The organism is Streptomyces sp. HUAS MG56 (genome assembly GCF_058673395.1).
On sequence record NZ_CM178722.1, the window covers coordinates 6,379,625 to 6,399,351 of the forward strand.

21 protein-coding genes are annotated in these 19,727 nt (G+C 72.2%); 11 read left to right on the forward strand and 10 right to left on the reverse strand.

Going from position 1 to position 19,727, the window contains the following annotated elements; all coding sequences use genetic code 11:
• Nucleotides 1-17 precede the first annotated feature (17 nt).
• From AC4OXY_RS30210 to AC4OXY_RS30235, 6 genes are all read left to right on the forward strand, one after another.
• Nucleotides 18-1,544: an ABC transporter ATP-binding protein gene (locus AC4OXY_RS30210; protein WP_356030287.1), complete on the forward strand. Its 1,527-nt coding sequence runs from the start codon at nucleotides 18-20 to the stop codon at nucleotides 1,542-1,544.
• Entirely contained in the window at nucleotides 1,541-2,665 is a 1,125-nt protein-coding gene (locus tag AC4OXY_RS30215) for an ABC transporter permease (RefSeq protein WP_356030241.1), read from the forward strand. Before AC4OXY_RS30210 ends, AC4OXY_RS30215 begins: the two co-directional genes overlap by 4 nt.
• The gene (locus tag AC4OXY_RS30220) at nucleotides 2,665-3,951 is read left to right on the forward strand and encodes an ABC transporter permease (protein WP_356030242.1); all 1,287 of its coding nucleotides are present in this window, start codon (nucleotides 2,665-2,667) and stop codon (nucleotides 3,949-3,951) included. Before AC4OXY_RS30215 ends, AC4OXY_RS30220 begins: the two co-directional genes overlap by 1 nt.
• Nucleotides 3,948-4,352 carry a cytidine deaminase gene (locus AC4OXY_RS30225; RefSeq protein ID WP_376291159.1) on the forward strand — a complete coding sequence of 135 codons (405 nt, stop codon included), beginning with the start codon at nucleotides 3,948-3,950 and terminating at the stop codon, nucleotides 4,350-4,352. The genes AC4OXY_RS30220 and AC4OXY_RS30225 overlap by 4 nt, the downstream gene beginning before the upstream one ends.
• 82 nt (nucleotides 4,353-4,434) lie before the next feature.
• Nucleotides 4,435-5,712, forward strand: coding sequence for a thymidine phosphorylase (locus tag AC4OXY_RS30230; RefSeq protein WP_491991393.1), 1,278 nt, complete (start codon nucleotides 4,435-4,437; stop codon nucleotides 5,710-5,712).
• A 66-nt stretch (nucleotides 5,713-5,778) separates the two neighbouring features.
• A complete protein-coding gene (locus tag AC4OXY_RS30235; RefSeq protein ID WP_356030246.1) occupies nucleotides 5,779-6,165 on the forward strand; it encodes an STAS domain-containing protein in 387 nt (128 codons plus the stop codon).
• Here the strand turns inward: AC4OXY_RS30235 and AC4OXY_RS30240 are convergent.
• The 3 genes from AC4OXY_RS30240 to AC4OXY_RS30250 form a co-directional block, all read right to left on the reverse strand.
• A complete protein-coding gene (locus AC4OXY_RS30240) occupies nucleotides 6,049-7,062 on the reverse strand; it encodes a sigma-70 family RNA polymerase sigma factor (RefSeq protein WP_356030247.1) in 1,014 nt (337 codons plus the stop codon). The genes AC4OXY_RS30235 and AC4OXY_RS30240 overlap by 117 nt on opposite strands.
• Nucleotides 7,063-7,171: 109 nt before the next feature.
• Complete coding sequence (dnaN, locus tag AC4OXY_RS30245; protein WP_491991394.1) at nucleotides 7,172-8,299, reverse strand: DNA polymerase III subunit beta; 1,128 nt, start codon at nucleotides 8,297-8,299, stop codon at nucleotides 7,172-7,174.
• 119 nt (nucleotides 8,300-8,418) lie between these two features.
• A complete protein-coding gene (locus AC4OXY_RS30250; RefSeq protein WP_362818289.1) occupies nucleotides 8,419-9,729 on the reverse strand; it encodes an MFS transporter in 1,311 nt (436 codons plus the stop codon).
• 63 nt (nucleotides 9,730-9,792) lie between these two features.
• Between AC4OXY_RS30250 and AC4OXY_RS30255 the strand changes: the two genes are divergently transcribed.
• A complete protein-coding gene (locus AC4OXY_RS30255) occupies nucleotides 9,793-10,752 on the forward strand; it encodes a LysR family transcriptional regulator (protein ID WP_362818292.1) in 960 nt (319 codons plus the stop codon).
• 5 nt (nucleotides 10,753-10,757) lie between these two features.
• On the opposite strand, the gene AC4OXY_RS30260 is transcribed toward AC4OXY_RS30255, so the two are convergent.
• A complete protein-coding gene (locus tag AC4OXY_RS30260; protein ID WP_491991395.1) occupies nucleotides 10,758-11,519 on the reverse strand; it encodes an alpha/beta hydrolase in 762 nt (253 codons plus the stop codon).
• Between the two features lie 145 nt (nucleotides 11,520-11,664).
• Here AC4OXY_RS30260 and AC4OXY_RS30265 point away from each other — a divergent pair, with 145 nt between their 5' ends.
• Together AC4OXY_RS30265 and AC4OXY_RS30270 are read left to right on the forward strand one after the other, a co-directional pair.
• Nucleotides 11,665-12,828: an adenosine deaminase gene (locus AC4OXY_RS30265; protein WP_356030254.1), complete on the forward strand. Its 1,164-nt coding sequence runs from the start codon at nucleotides 11,665-11,667 to the stop codon at nucleotides 12,826-12,828.
• Nucleotides 12,829-12,990: 162 nt separating this feature from the next.
• Nucleotides 12,991-13,326, forward strand: a complete 336-nt coding sequence (locus tag AC4OXY_RS30270) for an ATP-binding protein (RefSeq protein ID WP_356030256.1) — start codon at nucleotides 12,991-12,993, stop codon at nucleotides 13,324-13,326.
• Between the two features lie 97 nt (nucleotides 13,327-13,423).
• Here AC4OXY_RS30270 and AC4OXY_RS30275 read toward each other — a convergent pair whose 3' ends face one another.
• From AC4OXY_RS30275 to afsQ1, 5 genes are all read right to left on the reverse strand, one after another.
• Complete coding sequence (locus tag AC4OXY_RS30275; RefSeq protein WP_356030257.1) at nucleotides 13,424-13,624, reverse strand: PspC domain-containing protein; 201 nt, start codon at nucleotides 13,622-13,624, stop codon at nucleotides 13,424-13,426.
• 111 nt (nucleotides 13,625-13,735) lie between these two features.
• Complete coding sequence (locus AC4OXY_RS30280) at nucleotides 13,736-14,323, reverse strand: VanZ family protein (protein WP_356030258.1); 588 nt, start codon at nucleotides 14,321-14,323, stop codon at nucleotides 13,736-13,738.
• 87 nt (nucleotides 14,324-14,410) lie between these two features.
• On the reverse strand, nucleotides 14,411-15,043 hold the full coding sequence (locus tag AC4OXY_RS30285) for a hypothetical protein (protein ID WP_491991396.1): 633 nt from the start codon (nucleotides 15,041-15,043) through the stop codon (nucleotides 14,411-14,413).
• Nucleotides 15,040-16,650: an ATP-binding protein gene (locus AC4OXY_RS30290; RefSeq protein WP_491991397.1), complete on the reverse strand. Its 1,611-nt coding sequence runs from the start codon at nucleotides 16,648-16,650 to the stop codon at nucleotides 15,040-15,042. Before AC4OXY_RS30290 ends, AC4OXY_RS30285 begins: the two co-directional genes overlap by 4 nt.
• The gene (gene afsQ1 / locus AC4OXY_RS30295; RefSeq protein ID WP_356030262.1) at nucleotides 16,647-17,324 is read right to left on the reverse strand and encodes a two-component system response regulator AfsQ1; all 678 of its coding nucleotides are present in this window, start codon (nucleotides 17,322-17,324) and stop codon (nucleotides 16,647-16,649) included. The genes AC4OXY_RS30290 and afsQ1 overlap by 4 nt, the downstream gene beginning before the upstream one ends.
• Nucleotides 17,325-17,574: 250 nt before the next feature.
• Between afsQ1 and AC4OXY_RS30300 the strand changes: the two genes are divergently transcribed.
• Nucleotides 17,575-18,297 carry a SigE family RNA polymerase sigma factor gene (locus AC4OXY_RS30300; RefSeq protein ID WP_491991398.1) on the forward strand — a complete coding sequence of 241 codons (723 nt, stop codon included), beginning with the start codon at nucleotides 17,575-17,577 and terminating at the stop codon, nucleotides 18,295-18,297.
• A gap of 203 nt (nucleotides 18,298-18,500) precedes the next feature.
• Here AC4OXY_RS30300 and AC4OXY_RS30305 read toward each other — a convergent pair whose 3' ends face one another.
• Nucleotides 18,501-19,136 (reverse strand): uridine kinase family protein, encoded by a 636-nt coding sequence (locus tag AC4OXY_RS30305; RefSeq protein WP_362818304.1) that lies wholly within the window; start codon nucleotides 19,134-19,136, stop codon nucleotides 18,501-18,503.
• A gap of 127 nt (nucleotides 19,137-19,263) precedes the next feature.
• Between AC4OXY_RS30305 and AC4OXY_RS30310 the strand changes: the two genes are divergently transcribed.
• Nucleotides 19,264-19,668 carry a hypothetical protein gene (locus AC4OXY_RS30310; RefSeq protein WP_362818307.1) on the forward strand — a complete coding sequence of 135 codons (405 nt, stop codon included), beginning with the start codon at nucleotides 19,264-19,266 and terminating at the stop codon, nucleotides 19,666-19,668.
• Nucleotides 19,669-19,727 lie beyond the last annotated feature (59 nt).

Here is a 19,727-nt window from a genome sequence, read left to right on the forward strand (position 1 = left end):
CTCCCGCTGCCGTCGAACTGCGCGGCATCACCAAGCGTTTCCCCGGCGTCGTCGCCAACAAGGACATCGACATCACCGTCCGCACGGGCACCGTCCATGCCTTGTGCGGTGAGAACGGCGCCGGCAAGTCCACCCTGATGAAGATCCTCTACGGCATGCAGCAGCCGGACGAGGGCACCATCACGGTCAACGGCGAGCAGGTCGTCCTGCACAACCCCGGCGACGCCATCGCCCGCGGCATCGGCATGGTGCACCAGCACTTCATGCTCGCCGACAACCTCACCGTGCTGGAGAACGTCGCCCTCGGCGCGGAGAAGCTGTACGGCATCGGCGGCAGGGCCCGCGCCAAGATCAAGGAGATCTCCGACGCGTACGGCCTGAACGTCCGCCCGGACGTCCTCGTCGAGGAGCTCGGCGTCGCCGACCGCCAGCGCGTGGAGATCCTCAAGGTCCTCTACCGCGGCGCCAAGACCCTCATCCTCGACGAGCCCACCGCCGTCCTCGTGCCGCAGGAGGTCGACGCGCTCTTCGACAACCTGCGCGAGCTCAAGGCCGAGGGCCTCACCGTCATCTTCATCTCCCACAAGCTGGGCGAGGTGCTCTCCGTCGCCGACGAGATCACCGTCATCCGGCGCGGCACGACGGTCGGCACGGCCGAGCCGTCCAGGACCACCCCCAAGCAGCTCGCCGAGCTGATGGTCGGCAGCGAGCTGCCCACCCCGGAGACCACGGAGTCCACCGTCACGGACGTCCCGATGCTCGACGTCGACGGCCTGCACCTGGCGCAGACCGACCTCGACGGCATCGAGCGCATCGTCCTCGACCAGGTCTCCTTCACCATCCACAAGGGCGAGGTCCTCGGCATCGCCGGCGTGGAGGGCAACGGCCAGTCCGAGCTGGTCGAGGCGATCATGGGCATGCGCGACCCCGACGCCGGCGTGATCACCCTCGACGGCGCCGACATCTCCCACGCCCCCACCCGCCGCCGCCGCGAGGCCGGCATCGGCTACATCCCCGAGGACCGCCACCGCCACGGCCTGCTCCTCGAAGCGCCGCTGTGGGAGAACCGCATCCTCGGCCACGTCACCGAGAAGCCCAACTCCAAGGGCGCGCTGCTCGACATCAAGGCCGCCCGCACCGACACCGAGCGGATCGTCGAGGCGTACGACGTCCGCACCCCCGGTATCGACGTCACCGCGGCCTCGCTGTCCGGCGGCAACCAGCAGAAGCTGATCGTCGGCCGCGAGATGAGCCACGACCCCAAGCTGCTCATCGCCGCCCACCCCACCCGCGGCGTGGACGTCGGCGCCCAGGCCGCCATCTGGGACTACATCCGCGAGGCCCGCCGCGAGGGCCTGGCCGTGCTGCTGATCTCCGCGGACCTGGACGAGCTGATCGGGCTCTCCGACACCCTGCGGGTGATGTACCGCGGCCGCCTGGTCGCCGACGCCGACCCCGCCACGATCACCCCCGAGGAGCTGGGCTCCGCCATGACGGGTGCGGCCTCCGGCCACCTGGAGCACACAGAGGACGACGAGCGATGAACAAGCTGACCTCACGGATCGACAAGGAGCGGCTGCTTCTCGGCCTGGCCGCGCCGCTGCTGGCGGTCGTCGCCGCGCTCGTCGTCACCGCCCTGGTGATCCTCTCGACCGGCAAGAACCCCGGCCCCGCCTTCAACGACATGCTGACCTACGGCTTCGCCAGCGACAGCCAGGTCTACATCCTCAACAAGGCGACCACGTACTACCTCGCGGGTGTCTCGGTGGCCATCGGCTTCCGGATGAACCTGTTCAACATCGGTGTCGACGGCCAGTACCGGCTCGCCGCGTTCTTCGCCGCCGTCCTCGGCGGCGCGCTGACCGTCCCCGGCTGGCTCGCCATCCCGCTGATCCTGATCTGCGCCATGGCGACCGGCGCCCTGTGGGCGGCCATCGCCGGCATCCTCAAGGTGACCCGGGGCGTCAGCGAGGTCATCTCGACGATCATGCTGAACTCGATCGCCACCGCGATCATCGCCTACCTGCTGCAGCCCGGAAAGCTGGCCCAGCTCTACCAGGGCGGCACGGTCGTCGCCACCAAGCCGCTGCCGTCCTCGTCGCACTTCTTCAACATCAACACCGGCCCGTCCGGCGAGCTGTGGGGCTTCATCTTCATCGCCGCCGCCGTCGGCATCGCGTACTGGTTCATCCTCGGCCGCACCCGCTTCGGCTACGACCTGCGCACCGTCGGCCAGTCCGAGAGCGCCGCCGCCGCGAGCGGTGTGTCGGTGAAGAAGATGGTCGCCACCAGCATGATCATCTCGGGTGCGGTGGCCGGTCTGATCGGCATGCCGACCCTGCTCAACGACAGCTACCAGTTCAGCAGCGACTTCCCGACCGGCATCGGCTTCACCGGCATCGCCATCGCCCTGCTCGGCCGCAACAACCCGATCGGCATCGCCATCGGCGCCCTGCTGTGGGGCTTCCTGGAACGCACCACCAACCACTTGGAGTTCCAGGGCTACGACAAGGAGATCCTCGGCGTCATCCAGGGCGTCATCGTCCTGTGTGTCGTCATCGCCTACGAGGTCGTGCGCCGCTACGGCCTCAAGCGCCAGCAGCAGAAGGTCGGCGCCGAACTCGCGGCCCAGGCCGCCGCGACGAAGAAGCAGGAGGTGGCGTAATGACTGCCACGATGACCGACACGCCGCCGCCCGCGGCGCCCAAGGCGGCGGGCGCGCCGCAGCGCTCGGGCCGCTCCGTCGGCCAGATCCTCATGATCGTCGCCGGCGGACTGCTGCTCCTCGCCGCCGTCCGCGTGATCACCGGCTCGCAGGACCTCGACTCCACCGGACAGGTCAGCGCCGCCCTCGGCCTCGCCGTGCCGATCGGCCTCGCCGGTCTCGCCGGTCTGTGGTCCGAGCGGGCCGGCGTGGTCAACATCGGCCTCGAAGGCATGATGATCCTCGGCACCTTCGGCGCCGGCTGGATCGGCTGGCAGACCAACCCCTGGCTCGGCCTGCTGATGGGCATCGCCTTCGGCGTCCTCGGCGGCCTGGTGCACGCCGTCGCCACCGTCACCTTCGGCGTCGACCACATCGTCTCCGGTGTCGCGATCAACCTCCTCGCCCTCGGCGCCACGCAGTACCTCGCCAAGCTGTTCTTCAACAGCGGCGCGGCGGCCAACGCGGGCGGCAACCCCAAGCAGTCCCCGCCGGTGGCCGCGCTGCCCGACGTCACCGTGCCCGGCCTCTCCGACAGCCTGCAGTCGATCGAGAAACACCACTGGTTCCTGGTCTCCGACCTCGCCGGCATCCTCGGCGGCCTGGTCACCCACCTGTCCGTCGTCACGGTCCTGGCCGCGCTGCTGTTCGCCGGCACCTGGTGGCTGCTGTGGCGCACCCCGTTCGGCCTGCGGCTGCGCTCCTGCGGCGAGAACCCGACCGCCGCGGAGTCGCTCGGCGTCAACGTGTACTCCTACAAGTACGCGGCCGTCGCCGTCTCCGGCGGCCTCGCCGGCCTCGGCGGCGCCTTCCTCGCCCTGGTCACCTCGCACACCTACCTGGAGGGCCAGACCGGCGGCCGCGGCTACATCGGCCTCGCGGCGATGATCTTCGGCAACTGGCGTCCGGGGGGCCTGGCCATGGGCGCCGGCCTGTTCGGCTACTCCGACGCGCTCCAGCTGCGCAACGGCGGTACGACCGTCCACGCGCTGCTGCTCCTGCTGGTGGTGCTGCTGGTGGCCCTGGCCGCCTGGAAGCTGTACCGCAAGGCGATGCTCCAGGGCGTGGTCAGCCTCGCCGTGGCCGCGGTGATCCTGGTCTGGTACCTGCTCACCGACACGGTTCCGAGCGACTTCGTCGGCGCCACCCCGTACGTCGTCACGCTGCTGGTGCTGTCCCTGTCGGCACAGCGCCTGCGGATGCCCAAGGCGGACGGCATGCGCTACCGGAAGGGCCAGGGCAAGTGACGGGCGCAGCCGCAGTGTTCGACTGGGAGGCCCTGCGGGTGGTGGCGCGCGAGGCGATGTCCCGCGCGTACGCCCCCTACTCCGGCTACCCGGTCGGCGTGGCGGCCCGGGTCGACGACGGCCGCACGGTCACCGGCTGCAACGTGGAGAACGCCTCCTACGGACTCAGCCTGTGCGCCGAGTGCGGTCTGGTCTCGGACCTCCAGCGCTCGGGCGGCGGCCGGCTGACGCACTTCACCTGCGTCGACGGCGAGGGCGCCCTGCTGGTCCCCTGCGGCCGCTGCCGCCAGCTCCTCCACGAGTTCGGCGGCCCGGACCTCCTCCTGGACACCCCGGAGGGCGTCCTGCCCCTCTCCGAGATGCTGCCCCAGGCCTTCGGCCCGGCCCATCTCACCAAGTAACTCCGGTGTACGGCCCCCCTGACCCGCATCCGCGCAGGGGGGCCGCACACTTCGCACATCTTCCGAAGGGAACGCCATGGCCATGGACGCCATCTCCGTCATCCGCACCAAGCGGGACCGCGGCGAGCTGACCGACGAGCAGATCGACTGGGTCATCGACGCGTACACGCGGGGCGAGGTCGCCGACGAGCAGATGTCCTCGCTGGCGATGGCGATCCTGCTCAACGGCATGAACCGGCGCGAGATCGCCCGCTGGACCGCGGCGATGATCGCGTCGGGCGAGCGCATGGACTTCTCGTCGCTGTCCCGCCCGACGGCGGACAAGCACTCCACGGGCGGCGTCGGCGACAAGATCACGCTCCCGCTGGCCCCGCTGGTCGCGGCCTGCGGCGCGGCGGTCCCGCAGCTCTCCGGCCGCGGCCTCGGCCACACCGGCGGCACCCTGGACAAGCTGGAGTCGATCCCCGGCTGGCGCGCGCTGCTCTCGAACGAGGAGATGCTGTCCGTGCTGGACGGCACGGGCGCGGTGATCTGCGCGGCGGGCGACGGCCTGGCCCCGGCGGACAAGAAGCTCTACGCACTGCGCGACGTCACCGGCACGGTCGAGGCGATCCCCCTGATCGCGTCCTCCATCATGTCGAAGAAGATCGCCGAGGGCACGGGCTCGCTGGTCCTGGACGTGAAGGTGGGCTCGGGCGCCTTCATGAAGACGCTCGCGGACGCCCGCGAACTGGCCTCGACGATGGTCGGCCTCGGCACCGACCACGGCGTGCGGACGGTCGCCCTCCTGACGGACATGTCGACCCCGCTGGGCCTCACGGCGGGCAACGCCCTGGAGGTCCGCGAGTCGGTCGAGGTCCTGGCGGGCGGCGGCCCGGCGGACGTCGTGGAACTGACGCTGGCCCTGGCCCGCGAGATGCTCGACGCGGCCGGCGTCAAGGACGCCGACCCGGCGAAGGCCCTGGCCGACGGCTCGGCGATGGACGTCTGGCGCCGCATGATCGCGGCCCAGGGCGGCGACCCGGACGCCACGCTGCCCACCTCGAAGGAGCAGCACGTCATCAAGGCCACGTCCACGGGCGTGCTGACCCGTCTGGACGCGTACGACATCGGCGTCGCCGCCTGGCGCCTGGGCGCGGGGCGTGCGCGCAAGGAGGACCCGGTGCAGGCGGGCGCTGGCGTCGAGATGCACGCCAAGCCGGGCGACACGGTCAAGGAGGGCCAGCCCCTCCTGACCCTCCACACGGACACCCCCGAGCGCTTCGCCTACGCGCTGGAGGCCGTGGAGGGCTCGTACGACATCGCCCCGGCCGGCACGGACTTCACGGCGTCGCCGGTGGTGCTGGAGCGGATCGCCTGACCAGGGGATTTCCCGTTCGGGTGAAGGGGATCGGTGGACCTGCGCCGGTCCCCTTCGGCGTGCGCGATGAGTTACGACCGTCCCGGCGGTCTACCGGTCGTGAATGCCGAGACACCTGCCGTGTTCGTGCTGCCCGGCGCCGTCAGCCGTGACCAGGTGCCGGAGTTGTGCGACGACGTGCGGGCGCTGCTGGCGGCGACCGGTGCACGGGTCGTCGTGTGTGACGTGGGCGGGCTCGGGCCCCCGGGGCTGGGCGCCGTCGATCTGCTGGCGCGGCTGGAGCTGACCGCCCGCCGGGCCGGCGGGCGGATACGGCTGCGGGATCCCGCCCCGTCGTTACTCTCCCTTCTCGACCTCGTCGGACTCCGCTTCCAGGTGGAGGGGCAGACCGAAGAGGGGGAACCAGCGCCGGGTGTCGAGGAAGCAGTGGAAACCGGTGATCCGGCCGTCTGAGATCTCCAGGATCTGCACCGCCCAGGGGCTGAACCCGCCCTTCTCCTCGTCCGGCTTGTAGTGCGCGAAGCCCGGCAGGCCGTTGGCCATGACCGGCCGCAGACGGGAGCCCGCGCAGGAGGCGCCGAGGGTGGTCATGAAGCCGGTGATGTCCGCCGTACCGCGCAGCCACAGGTCGAACGGCGGCATCGTCATGACGGCGTCCTCGTGGAGCAGCGCCGTGAGCGCCGCCATGTCGTAGCCCTCGAAGGCCTTGACGTACCGCTCCAGGAGTTTTTGCTGCTCCTCGTCCAGCGGGTCGGACACCGCGCCCTCGGGGCTTGCGTCGGCACGCTCCGCGAGCGTGGCCCGGGCCCGCTGGAGCGCGCTGTTGACCGACGCGACCGAGGTGCCCAGCAGTTCGGCGACCTCGCTCGCCTTCCAGGCCAGCACCTCGCGCAGGATCAGCACCGCCCGCTGCTTGGGCGGCAGTTGCTGCAGTGCCGCCATGAACGCGAGCCGGATGGACTCCTTGGCGACGGCCGCCTCCGCCGGGTCCTGCACCTGGGGCAGCACCCGCGCGTCCGGCATCGGCTCCAGCCAGGTGTTCTCCGGGCGGGGGGAGAGCGCCGCCTGCGCCAGTGGGGTCGACTCCGTCAGGTCCATCGGCCTCGCCCGCTTGTTGCCCGCCGTCAGCATGTCCAGGCACACGTTCGTCGCGATCCGGTACAGCCACGAGCGCAGGGAGGAGCGGCCCTCGAACTTCTCGTAGCTCCGCCAGGCCCGCACCAGGGTGTCCTGCACCGCGTCCTCGGCCTCGAAGGAGGAGCCGAGCATGCGGTAGCAGTATCCGGTCAGCTCGGTCCGGTGCTTCTCCAGTGCGACGTCCAGGTCCACCGTCGCCGTGCTGTCACCCATCGTCCACCCACCCCTGTGGCCGTCCCTGTTCGCGCACCCTCGCGCCCCAGCACTTCGGAAGCTACCGCAGCCCACTGACAATGGCCCCCCGAGTCCGAAAATGCCCAGCTCAGACCAGTTGCTTCACGGACATGAGCAGATGGCGGTGCGCGGACCGCGGCCCGCCCGCGCCGAGCAGCACCCGCTGGCCCGCCCCCAGCATCTCCAGCCGCAGCTCACCGCCCTCGAAGGTGTTCAGCGCGTCGAGCAGGTACGACGGATTGAAGGCCACCGTCACCTCGTCCGCCCCGTTCAGGGCGACCGGAAGGCGCTGCGCCGCCACGTCGTCCCCGTATCCCGCCCGCACCAGCAGCGAGCCCTCGGCGGCCGAGAAGTCCAGCCGCACCGGGCTGCTCCCGTCCGCCACCACGGCCACCCGGCGCACCGCCTCCGCGAGCGCCGCGCACTCCGCCTCGGCCACGGCAGCCCCCGCCACCTCGAACAGCGTCCCGTACCCCGGCAGCCGCCCCTCCAGCCGCCGCAGCACCGCGCGCGTGTCCCCGCCCTCGAAACCGACGGCTCCCGAGCTCTGCGCCGTGGCCGGGTCCAGCAGGATCCGCAGCGTGCCGCACTTCCCCAGCGCCCGCGCCACCTCCAGCAGCCGCCGCGCGGGCAGCAGCACCTCCACGGCCTCACCGTCCGGGCCGCTCGGCCGCCAGGGCAGCGCGCGCACCGCGTACCGGTACCGGTCGGACGCCGACAGCGTCATCTCCGCGCCGTCGAGCCGCAGTTGGACCCCGGTGAGCACCGGCAGCGTGTCGTCGCGGCCCGCCGCGACCGCCACCTGTCCGACTGCCGTCGCGAACCCGGCCGCGTCCACCTCGCCGTACGGCGCGGGCGCCGTCGGCGGCGCCGGGTACTCCTCGTACGGCAGTGTCGACAGCCCGAAGCGGGTGCCGCCCGCCTCCACCGTGAACCGGCTGCCCTCCAGCGCGCAGCTCACCGGGCCGTCGGGCAGCACCCGGCAGATGTCCAGCAGCCGCCGCCCGAGGACCAGCACCCGGCCCGGCACCGCCACCTCGGCGTCGGCCCCGGCCCGCGCCGCCGTCTCGAAGTCGGACCCCGACACCGAGAGCCGCCCCGGCTCCGCGCTCAGCACCAGCCCGCCCAGTACCGGCACCGTCGTCCGCGCGGGCAGCGCCCGCCCCGCCCAGGCGACCGCCTCGGCCAGCTCCCCGCGCGCGATCCGGAATTCCATACGACAAACCCCCTGCTCAGTGGGCCGGTTGACCAAGGGCGGACGATATCCGCGCCCACTGACAACCGCCCCTGAGCAGGGGGTTCGGTGAAAGCGTCGTACGAGTCGTACGAGGGGACTCAGTGCGCGGCGACGGGCGCCGTCCGGGCCGCGACCCGGGCCGCCCGCGAGCCGGCGACGGTGATCGTCACGACACCGACGACCGCGAGGAGACCCACGGCGACCGTGCCGCCCCAGCCGTCCGCGTGGAAGGCCGTCGCACCGACCGTGCTGCCGACGCTGGAGCCGATGTAGTACATCGACTGGTAGAGGGCCGAGGCCTGCGCACGGCCCTGGGTGGCCGTCTTGCTGACCGCCGAGGACGCCACCGCGTGCCCCGCGAAGAAGCCCGCCGTGATCAGCACCAGACCCAGCAGCACCAGCGGCAGCGAGGGCGCGAGCGACAGCAGCAGACCGGCCGTCGTCGTACCGCCCGCCAGGTACAGCGCGCCCCGTCGGCCGAGGCGGCCCACCAGCCGGCCCGCCGTCGACGCGGACACCGTGCCCACCAGGTAGACCAGGAAGATCGAGCCGATGATGCCCTGCGGCAGCCCGAACGGCGCCTCCGTCAGGCGGTAGCCGATCACGGTGTACACGCCGCCGAACACCGTCATGAACAGCGCGCCGATCGCGTACAGCCGGCGCAGCAGCGGGTTGGCGAGGTGGTCGCGGACCGTGCCGAGCAGGATCCGGGGCCGCAGCGAGCCCGCCGTGAAGTGCTTCGGCGCCGGCAGCAGCAGCCGGAAGGCGACCGCGCAGCCGACCGCGATCACGCCGATCACCGCGACGGCGACCCGCCAGCCCCACGCCTGGGCCACCCAGCCGGTGATGATCCGGCCGCTCATCCCGCCGACGCTGTTGCCCGCGACGAACAGACCGATCGCCGTGACCAGCGCCTTCGGCCGGACCTCCTCGGCCAGATAGGCCTGCGCCGAGGCGGGCAGACCGGCCAGCGCCGCGCCCTGCACCGCTCGCAGCACCACCAGCACGCCGAGCGACGGCGCGAACGGCACCAGCAGGCCGACGGCGACCGCGACGGCCAGCGAGCCCGTCATCACCGCACGGCGGCCGAAGCGCTCCGACAGGGCGCTCATCGGCAGCACGAACAGCGCCAGTCCGCCGGTCGCGGCCGCCACCGTCCAGCTCGCGTCGCTCGCCGCGACCCCGAACTCGCCGGAGATCAGGGGCAGCAGGGCCTGCGTGGAGTACAGGAGCGCGAACGTCGCGACACCGGCGAGGAAGAGGGCGAAGCTCATCCGGCGGTAGCCGGGGCCGCCCGGGGTCAGCCGGGTGTCGACGGCGGAGTCGCAGGTGTCGACGGAGGCGTCGGCGGCGGGGACGGGCGAGGTGGCGACCACGGTGGTGGACGCCCCGGTACTGGCGGGAGACATACCTAGACCGTAGGGACGGCCCGCCTCATGCGTCCAATGCATGGAATCGCCATAATCGTTCCCATGGCGCATCAGCAGAGCTCACAGGCTCGCCTGTCATCGAACAGTGACACAGAAGACATGTCTGAGATGTCGAAGGTGCTCGCCCCCCGCCTCGCCTACTTCGCCGGCGTGGCCCGCACCGAGCACGTGACCCGGGCGGCGCACGAGATGAACGTCCCGCAGTCCACCCTCTCCCGCGCGATGGTCCGCCTGGAGCAGGACCTCGGCGTCGACCTCTTCGCCCGGCACGGCCGCACCGTCTCCCTCACCCCCGCCGGCCGCACCTTCCTGGCCTCGGTCGAACGCGCCCTCGCCGAGGTCGAGCGGGCCGCCGAGGAGGTCCGCGCCGACGCCGACCCGGCCACCGGCAAGGTCGCCTTCGGCTTTCTGCACACCATGGGCGCCGAGACCGTACCGGGCCTCCTGCACGCCTTCCGCGCCGACCACCCGCGCATCCGCTTCAGCCTGGTCCAGAACTACGGCGAGGCCATGCTGGAGCGGCTGCGCGCGGGCGAGCTGGACCTGTGCCTGACCTCCCCGGTCCCCGACGCCCCCGACCTGGTCGCCCGCCGCCTCGACGAGCAGAAACTCCGTCTGGTCGTCCCCGCCGACCATGCCCTGGCCGGCCGCAGACGCATCCGCCTGGCCGAGGCCGCCGAGGAAACCTTCGTCACCCTGGAACCCGGCTACGGCCTGCGCCGCATCACCGACGCCCTGTGCCGCGAGGCGGGCTTCCGCCCCCGGATCGCCTTCGAGGGCGAGGAGGCGGAGACCCTGCGGGGCCTGGTGGCGGCGGGCCTGGGGGTCGCGCTCCTGCCCCCGCCGACGGTCCCGAGGCCGGGCGTCGTGGAACTGACGGTCACGGCCCCGAGGGCGGCGCGGGAGATCGGCGTGGCCTGGCTCGCGGACCGCCCGGACACCCCGCCGGTGGCCGCCTTCAAGAAGTTCCTGCTGTCGCGAAGGGGCAACCTGCTGCCCTGACGGGTCTACCGTTTCAACGATCTGCCGAAGCCCGCCGCGAGCGGCATCCGCAACCCGATCGGCGGCGGCGCGGCCAACGCGTCCTCGACCGGCCGGGACAGGTGGTGTCCGTACAGCGCGCCGAGCATGAAGTCGACGGCGAGCCACCCGACCTCGTCCCGGTGCCCGGTCAACCCGTGGCCGTCGGAGTGCACTTCGAACCGGCACACCTCCCGGTTCACCTTCTTCGCCCGCGCCGCGTACCGGAACGACAGCTCGGGATCGGTGCGTTGGTCGTTCGTGCCGTGCACGATCAGCACCCGCCGCCCCACGAGCTGCTTCACCGGCTCGGCAGGCGCGGCCACGTCGTCCTCGGGGAGCCAAGGAGCCAGCGCCACCACGGAGTTGACCGCCTCGTGGCCGCCCGCCCGCAGCGCCGCGCGGCCGCCCATGTCGACCCCGACCAGGCAGACGGGAACGTCCCCGTACCGCCGTACGACCTCGTCGACGGCCCACCCCGCGTCCGCCGCCAGGTGCGCCTCGCTGCCGTTCCAGCCCCGGTAGCGGTACCGCACGGTGTGCACGGCCAGCCCCTCGGCTCGCCCCGCGCGCACGAACCGGCGGCCCAGCGGGCGCAGCGCGAGCGTCGCCCGCACGGGGGACGGCCGGCGGGTGGACACCTCCTCCCCGCCGGGGAGCAGCAGCACCGCTCCGCTCACCGCCGTCGGCTCCGGGCCGACTGCCTTTCCCAGCCCGGCCGTTCGGACCGGCGTCGCTTGCTGTCCCATGACAGAACAGTGTCAGAAGGGGCGGTGTACCAAACCCGTACGTGCGGTCACTGTTGCGTATCGGCGGGAAAGCGCCGGAAAAGTGCGGTGAAAGAGCCGTCGCGTTCACCGGGTCCTCTACGCGCGTAGGCGTTAGAGTGCGGAAATGACGAGCCAGACTGCACCGATCGGGGTCGTTCCGACGCCGGACCAGATCCGCCGGGCGCCCAAGGTTCTGCTGCACGACCATCTCGACGGTGGCCTCCGCCCCGGCACCGTCGTCGCCCTCGCCCAGGAGACCGGGTACGCGGACCTCCCCGAGACCGACCCGGACAAGCTGGGCATCTGGTTCCGCGAGGCCGCCGACTCCGGCTCGCTGGAACGGTATCTGGAGACGTTCCGGCACACCGTCGGCGTGATGCAGACCCGGGACGCGCTGGTCCGGGTCGCGCGGGAGTGCGCCGAGGACCTCGCCGCGGACGGGGTCGTCTACGCCGAGGTGCGCTACGCCCCCGAGCAGCACCTGGAGCGCGGGCTGACCCTCGAAGAGGTCGTCGAGGCGGTCAACGAGGGCTTCCGGCAGGGCGAACGGCTCGCCCGCGAGGACGGCCGCCGGATCCGGGTCGGCGCGCTGCTGACCGCCATGCGGCACGCGGCCCGCTCCCTGGAGATCGCCGAACTCGCCAACCGGTACCGGGACTCCGGCGTGGTCGGCTTCGACATCGCCGGCGCGGAGGCGGGCTATCCGCCCACCCGGCACCTGGACGCCTTCGAGTACCTCAAGCGCGAGAACAACCACTTCACCATCCATGCCGGCGAGGCCTTCGGGCTGCCGTCCATCTGGCAGGCGCTGCAGTGGTGCGGCGCCGACCGGCTCGGGCACGGGGTGCGGATCATCGACGACATCGAGGTCCGCGAGGACGGCTCGGTGCGGCTCGGCCGGCTGGCGTCGTACGTCCGGGACAAGCGGATCCCGCTGGAGCTGTGCCCCAGCTCCAACCTCCAGACCGGGGCCGCGCCGTCGTACGCCGAGCATCCGATCGGGCTGCTGCGCCGGCTGCACTTCCGGGCCACGGTGAACACGGACAACCGGCTGATGTCGCACACCGGCATGAGCCGGGAATTCGAGCATCTCGTCGAGGCATTCGGTTACACGCTCGACGATCTCCAGTGGTTCTCCGTCAATGCGATGAAATCCGCGTTCATTCCTTTCGATGAACGACTTGCGATGATCAATGACGTCGTCAAGCCCGGATATGCAGAACTGAAATCCGAATGGCTGTTCCAGCAGACGGCCTCCACCAGCGGCTCCGCTCACTCGGAGGAGTGAGCGCACCCGGTATTCGGCATGAAATGCGGACGCGCTTTCACATAGTGTCCGCATTTCGGTGTTTGCGGCGTGCGGTTCGGCGTGTTTACGGTCGAGGACCGCTGGGATCGACTCTGATCTCCCGTCTCCTCTCCCGTCTCCGCATTCAAGGATGCATTTACGATGAAGCAGTCTGCTGTCAAGACTCTCGGTGTCGCCGCCCTCGGCGCCGCCTTCGCCGCCGTCGGTGCGGGCGCGGCCAACGCGGCCCCGGCCCTCCCGGAATCCGGCCAGGCCCTGGGCTCCGTCACCCAGACGCTGCCGGGTGCCGCCAACGCCGCGCTGAGCCGGGGGCAGGGCGCCGTGGGCACCGCGGCCGCCGCCGCGCAGCCGGCCGCGCAGAACGCCCTCGCCAAGAGCCCGACCGCCCCGGCCGCCGGGCTGCTCGGCGGACTGCCGACGGCCCACACGGGCCTGCCCACGCACGGGCTCCCGGTGAACGGCCTCCCGGTCGCCTGACCCCGCCCGACCCGGCCTGACCCGGCCGCCGGCCGGCACAACGCCGCTGGGGCGCCCCGGAGTTGTCCTCCGGGGCGCCCCAACGGCGTTCGCACGTCTACCAGGCGGTGCGGGACTTCTCCTCGGAGGGCAGCAGGATCCACAGGGCTATGTAGAGCAGGAACTGCGGGCCCGGGAGCAGGCAGGAGAGCAGGAAGATCACCCGCATCGTCGTCGCGGAGGTGCCGAAACGCCGGGCCAGTCCGGCGCACACGCCGGCGATCACGCGGCCGTGGGTGGGGCGGGCAAGGGCGGTCATCGCGGCTCCTCCGTGTCGTCGGCCCGCTGCCGGGCCGGTGGCCGGGGCCGCCCCGGTGGCGTCCCTCGACCTTCTTCCACGGTAGGGAGACGAAGGGGGCGAAGCATCGCTCTACGGGGCGATCCCGACCCTGGGAATCGTCGGGGTGCGACCCTGAGACAGCTCCTCCTGGAGCGTGACGGGCCGCCCGGCCCCGGAGCCGGCGCCCTCCCGCGCGGCACACGCGCCCCCCGCCTCACGGCGGCGCAGCCAGGCGCGGCCCGCCGGCACGACGGCCAGGTGGGCGAGGACGACGCCCGCGGTGTTCAGCAGCAGCGCGTCGACGTCCGCGACCCGGCCGGGCACCCCGGTCTGCAGCAGCGCTATGCCGAGGGAGATCAGGGCGCCCGCCGCGGCCGTACGGATCAGGGAGGCGAGCGGGGAGACGGTCAGCCTGCCGTGCACCGCCGGCAGCAGCACGCCCAGCGGGGCGAGCAGGGCGAGCCCCTCACCGAGGCGCCGGGCCGCCTCCCGGTCACCGAGTGCCAGGTCGGCGCGGATGCCGGCCAGCGGATGCAGATTGGGCGGTGTCACCCAGGGCACGTCCAGCGGGCGCAGCGTCAGCCAGGCGACGAGAGCGAGGTGGGCGACGAGGAGGACGCCTCCTGCCACCCTGATGCGGAACGCGGCGCTGCCGCCGAAGGAGCCTTGACGCTGCACGACCCCCTAGACGCAGCCCCGGGCACGATCGGTTCCGCATCGGTTTCCCCGACGTGTCATCCACGGTCCGGCCGCACCCCGGCGGCGCTAGTTCGCCGGCACCGCACTCGACGGCGGCTGCGCGTTTCCCGGGCGGTTGCGGACGTCGTCCGTGCAGGCGTAGCGGCGGGGGGTGTCGGGGACCGGGCCGGCCAGGATGACCGAGCCGTCGCCCTCCGTCGCCGCCGAGTCGGACAGGGTGCAGACGACCTGCGCCAGGGCGTACGACGTCAGGTGCGCCGGAGGCGTGCTCAGCCGGAGCATGTCCTCGGGGTCCTTCGGACCGGGGCCCGACACGCTCAGGCCGCCCGGGACGTACGTCGTGTAGCCCGCGGAGCGTTCGGCGGCGGACGGCGATGCCGCCAGCTGGTCCAGCAGCCCCTGGGCCACGATCACCCGGCGCCGGGCGTCCGGGGTGCCCACGGCGACGCCGACCGTCCGGTCGACCGTCACCAGGGACGCCCCGCAGAGCAGGAAGACCTGCACGGGCACGCCCCGCGAGGACTGCGCGGACCGGTCCGGCCCGGCCAGCGAGCACGGCACCCGGGACGGCGCCGCCCCGAAGTCGGTCGGCACCTCCGTGGCCCGGATGCCGCAGCCGGAGAGCGCCAGGCCCATGAGGGGCAGCGCCAGCAGTCGGCGTGCGGCCCGGCTTCGTGCCGTCGCGCGTCGTACGGTCATGACCCCTCCTTTCCTGAACTGTCCGTGCCGCTCGTGCTGTCCGTGTCGGTCCCGCCGCCCTTGCCGTCGCCCTCGTCCGGCTCCTCGGTCAGCCGTGAGACGTCCCGTGGCAGCCGCAGGGTGAACACCGCCCCGCCGTCGGGCGAGTTGGCGGCGGTGATCCCGCCGCCGTGGATGTGGGCGTTCTCCATGGCGATGGACAGGCCCAGTCCGCTGCCCTCGGACCGCGGCCGGGAGGCGCTCGCCTTGTAGAAGCGGTCGAAGACGTGGGGCAGGACATCCTCCGGGATGCCCGGCCCGTGGTCGCGCACCGCGATGACCACCTCCTCGTCCGCCGCCCGCACCGACACCCGCACCGGCGACCCGCCGTGCTTGAGCGCGTTGCCGATCAGGTTGGCGAGGATGACGTCCAGCCGGCGCGGGTCCAGCAGGGCGTGGATGCCGCGCTCCGCGTCCAGTTCGACGGCGTCCAGCCAGGCGCGGGCGTCGATGCAGGCGGTGATCTGGTCGGCGACGTCGACGTCGTCCAGGACCAGCCGGGCGGTGCCCGCGTCGAAGCGGGTGACCTCCATCAGGTTCTCGACCAGGTCGTTCAGGCGCCGCGTCTCGCTGACCACCAGCCGCACCGCCGGCTCGATCATCGGGTCGATGCTGCCCGACTCCGCCTCCAGCTCCTCCTCCAGCACCTCCGTGACGGCGGTGATGGCGGTCAGCGGCGTACGCAGCTCATGGCTCATGTCGGCGACGAACCGGCGCGAGGCCTCGTCCCGGGCAGCCATCTCCGCGACCCGGTGCTCCAGCGCCTCGGCCGCGTTGTTGAACGTCCGGGACAGATCGGCGAGTTCGTCGGTGCCGGAGACCCGCAGCCGGGTGTCCAGCCTGCCCTCGCCCAGGCGCCGGGCGGCGACCCCGAGCCGGTGCACCGGCTTCAGCACGGTCGTCGCGGCGGCCTGCGCGAGCAGCGCGGCGCCGATCAGGGCGAGACCCGTGGCGATGCCGAGCGACCAGGCCAGCGAGTTGAGGTCCTTGGCCTCCGGCTCCAGGGACTTCGCCATGTAGCCGGTCGGACCGCCGCCGATCACCCTCGTACCGGCCACCAGGAACGGCGTGCCGTGCGCCACGACCCGCTGCCAGTACAGGTGGTACGGCTCCTTGTTGGCGCCCGACACCTTCTGCTGCCTGTTCACCGCCGCGCGCAGCGACTTCGGCACGTCCTCCAGCGAGAAGCCGTTGATCCCGCCCGAGTTGCCGTACACCGTCCTGCCGCTCGCGTCCTGGCCGACCAGCAGCACACTGAAGCCCTGGCTGCTCGTCGCCATCTGCCCGGCGGTGCGCTGGAGTTGGTCCTGCGAGGGGTGTGCCGGCAGCGCGCCCGCGCGGTTCTGCATCTCCTGGCGGAAGTCGCGCAGCACCGCGTCCTGGGCGCGGGTGAGCACCGCCTCGCGGTTCAGCCAGTACGCGATGCCGGATGCCGAGACGGCGGCCGTCAGGGCCACCAGCGCGAAGACGACGACCAGCCGCAGCCGCAGACTGGTGAACCTGAGCCGCGCCAGACCCCTCGCACGCCCCGCGGTCCAGCCGCGCAGCCCCCCTTGCCTGTCCGTCACTGAGGGGTGTCCAGGCGGTAGCCGACACCACGGACGGTACGGATCAGCGTCGGCGACGAGGGCACGTCCTCGACCTTGGCACGCAGCCGCTGCACGCAGGCGTCCACCAGGCGCGAGTCGCCGAGGTAGTCGTGCTCCCACACCAGCCGCAGCAACTGCTGGCGGGACAGCGCCTGACCGGGCCGCCGGCTCAGCTCCAGCAGCAGCCGCAGCTCGGTCGGGGTCAGCTGGAGGTCCTCGCCGTTCTTCGTCACGGTCATCGCCGAGCGGTCGATGACCAGGTTGCCGAACGTCGCCGAGTCGCTGGACTCGCGCTCCCCGCGCCGCAGCACGGCCCGGATGCGGGCGTCGAGCACCCGCCCCTGCACGGGCTTGACGACATAGTCGTCGGCGCCGGACTCCAGCCCGACCACCACGTCGATGTCGTCACTGCGCGCGGTCAGCAGGATGATCGGCAACTGGTCGGTGCGCCGGATCCGACGGCACACCTCGAAGCCGTCGATCCCGGGCAGCATCACATCCAGCACGATCAGGTCGGGCCGCTGCTCGCGCAGCAGCTTCAGACCGTCCTCACCGCTGGCAGCGGTCGCCACCCGGTGGCCCTGGCGCGTCAGCGAGAGCTCCAGGGCCGTGCGGATGGCGTCGTCGTCCTCGATCAGCAACAGGGAAGCCACGGGCTCATTCTGGCCCATGGACCCGCCGTCCTCCCACCTGCCCGCACCAGCCCTTCCCTACCGCCACGACATGTGCACTTCCTGTGACATCCCTGAGCAGGACCCCTGTGACAGGTCTGTGACAGTCGGCGGACACGGCCATGAAGTGCCCCCGGCAGAGTTTTCGTCACGGGCCAGGCGGCCGACCGGATCGGTCGGAAGCCGGCCCGGCAGGACCGAACCACCGGACGTCCACGACGGGGAGCGCGAGATGAACACGCTGCACAGCATGAGCACCAGCGCAGTGGTCACGCGTCTGCACGACGTGCACACGCACCGGTCCGGTTCCGAGAAGTCCGGTGCCGTGAGCGGGCGGGGGTGCGCTCGCGGCACCGGGCGTCAGCACCCGACGTACATGTCGGTGGTCGACACGCACACGGGGGAGGGCTCGGGGGAGCGGCGTCGCTCGCTGACGGAGGCGGAGTTCACGGCCTACGTCCAGGAGCGCCGCGCCTCCCTGTACGCCACCGCCTACCACCTGACCGGCGACCGCTTCGAGGCCGAGGACCTGCTCCAGAGCGCGCTGTTCTCGACGTACCGGGCCTGGGACCGGATCAGCGACAAGGCAGCCGTCGGCGGCTACCTGCGCCGCACCATGACCAACCTGCACATCAGCGCCTGGCGGCGCCGCAAGCTCAACGAGTACCCGACCGAGGAACTGCCGGAGACGCCCTCCGACACGGACGCGATGCGCGGCACCGAGCTGCGCGCGGTCCTGTGGCAGGCGCTGGCCCGGCTGCCCGAACTCCAGCGCACCATGCTGGTCCTGCGCTACTACGAGGGCCGCACGGACCCGGAGATCGCGGACATCCTCAACATCAGTGTCGGCACGGTGAAGTCCAGCATCTGGCGCTCGCTGCGCCGGCTGCGCGAGGACGAGGTCCTCAGCTTCGGCCGTGACGAGGAGAACGCCTTCGGCGAACTGGTCGCCTGAAGGCCGGGGTCACCGAGGGGTGGCCCGAGGGGGACACGGGGGAACAACGGGGGCCGCCGTGGACACCACTGGGGGGTGGGCCCACGGGGGGAACAGGGAGGGGGAACGGGGGAAACACGGGGGAGCGCGAGAAGCGGGACTGGAGGGCCGGGGGGGCCTGTCCAGTCCCGCTTTTTCGCTGGATGCCGGCTTCTGTACGCCGGTCAGGCCGCCGTCTGCTGCCGGACCTGCCGCCCCGCCGCGGCAGCGGTCAGCCGCCCCAGCGCCTCGTCACGGTCACAGGCGTGCGCGCCCAGGGACACCTGGCGGGCGACGATCGACCGCTCCGCGCGCATCAGCCGCCAGCCCCGGCGCAGCAGGAACGGCACCGACTTGCGGCCCTCCCGCAGATCCCGCAGGAAGCGCCGGCGGAAGGTGGTGAACGGGCCGCGGCTCAGGCACAGCGCGTCCGCGAGCACCCCCAGCTCCCGGCAGCGCTCGACGATCTCCGCCGCGAAGATGCCCTCGGCGATGAACAGCGGGGTACGGCCGATGTGCAGCGTGTTCTCGCCGGTACGGGCGCTCAGCGCGAGGTCGTACACCGGCACCGGTGTCGAGCCCGTGGCGCACAGCCGGATGACGGCCTCGACGGCGACGTCCGCGTCCCAGGACTCCGGGTGGTCCCAGTCGATGTCCGAACTCCCCTGCACCAGGGGCAGAGTCGGGTCGTCACCCTCCTTGTAGAAGTCGTCCAGGCGCAGCACGGGGAGCCCGGAACGGGCGGCGACGAGTGACTTGCCCGAACCCGAGGGGCCGCACAGCAGCACGACGCGGGCGGGGGCCGGAGGATGAATGCTCACGGAACACCAGTTTGACGCATGGTGGGCCGCCTGCCGACCCCGCGGGTCGGCTTTTGAGCGTGACTCCCGCCTCAACTACCCTGCGTGTCGATACCATTACCCTGCGCGCCGGAAGGTGGCACCAGCGATGGCCCGACAGCACTCCCCCCGACCCCCCGTCGCACCGCGCGCCCTGATCGCCCTCGCGGCCGCAGGGGCGGCCCTGGGCGCCGGCGCCGTCACGGCGCACGCGGAGTCGGCCGCGCCACCCGTGAAGGTGCCGTCGCGCCCGACCTCCCTCGGGGACTTCGACCCCCAGGCGGGCCTGGCGGTCCTCGCGGCCACGGTCCCCTACGTCACGGGCCCGGTGGCCGGCCTCAAGCCCAACCCCCTGGCGGGCACGGGCGTCGACCCCCTGGACAACGGCGTGGGCACGCAGTTGGCCGACTTCAAGCCGGTCGGTACGCAGACGGTGACGGGGCCGGTGGCGGAGGCCCCGTCCATCGGCAGCCTGCCGGGGGCGGACCGGGTGCTGGGCGGGCCGGGCATCTGAAGGCGCCACGAAAAGGGGCGTGGGGCCGCGCGATGTGTGCCACCGCCGCAACCCCCGCC

What these genes read in the sequence shown, in the direction of transcription:
- AC4OXY_RS30220 (WP_356030242.1), top strand. Translation starts at nt 2,665, where the DNA reads ATGACTGCCACGATGACCGACACGCCGCCGCCCGCGGCGCCCAAGGCG.
- AC4OXY_RS30300 (WP_491991398.1), top strand. Translation starts at nt 17,575, where the DNA reads ATGAACACGCTGCACAGCATGAGCACCAGCGCAGTGGTCACGCGTCTG.
- AC4OXY_RS30230 (WP_491991393.1), top strand. Translation starts at nt 4,435, where the DNA reads ATGGACGCCATCTCCGTCATCCGCACCAAGCGGGACCGCGGCGAGCTG.
- AC4OXY_RS30250 (WP_362818289.1), bottom strand. Translation starts at nt 9,729, where the DNA reads ATGTCTCCCGCCAGTACCGGGGCGTCCACCACCGTGGTCGCCACCTCG.
- AC4OXY_RS30255 (WP_362818292.1), top strand. Translation starts at nt 9,793, where the DNA reads ATGGCGCATCAGCAGAGCTCACAGGCTCGCCTGTCATCGAACAGTGAC.
- AC4OXY_RS30275 (WP_356030257.1), bottom strand. Translation starts at nt 13,624, where the DNA reads ATGACCGCCCTTGCCCGCCCCACCCACGGCCGCGTGATCGCCGGCGTG.
- AC4OXY_RS30260 (WP_491991395.1), bottom strand. Translation starts at nt 11,519, where the DNA reads ATGGGACAGCAAGCGACGCCGGTCCGAACGGCCGGGCTGGGAAAGGCA.
- AC4OXY_RS30285 (WP_491991396.1), bottom strand. Translation starts at nt 15,043, where the DNA reads ATGACCGTACGACGCGCGACGGCACGAAGCCGGGCCGCACGCCGACTG.
- AC4OXY_RS30310 (WP_362818307.1), top strand. Translation starts at nt 19,264, where the DNA reads ATGGCCCGACAGCACTCCCCCCGACCCCCCGTCGCACCGCGCGCCCTG.
- AC4OXY_RS30240 (WP_356030247.1), bottom strand. Translation starts at nt 7,062, where the DNA reads ATGGGTGACAGCACGGCGACGGTGGACCTGGACGTCGCACTGGAGAAG.
- dnaN (WP_491991394.1), bottom strand. Translation starts at nt 8,299, where the DNA reads ATGGAATTCCGGATCGCGCGCGGGGAGCTGGCCGAGGCGGTCGCCTGG.
- AC4OXY_RS30265 (WP_356030254.1), top strand. Translation starts at nt 11,665, where the DNA reads ATGACGAGCCAGACTGCACCGATCGGGGTCGTTCCGACGCCGGACCAG.
- AC4OXY_RS30215 (WP_356030241.1), top strand. Translation starts at nt 1,541, where the DNA reads ATGAACAAGCTGACCTCACGGATCGACAAGGAGCGGCTGCTTCTCGGC.
- AC4OXY_RS30235 (WP_356030246.1), top strand. Translation starts at nt 5,779, where the DNA reads ATGAGTTACGACCGTCCCGGCGGTCTACCGGTCGTGAATGCCGAGACA.
- AC4OXY_RS30270 (WP_356030256.1), top strand. Translation starts at nt 12,991, where the DNA reads ATGAAGCAGTCTGCTGTCAAGACTCTCGGTGTCGCCGCCCTCGGCGCC.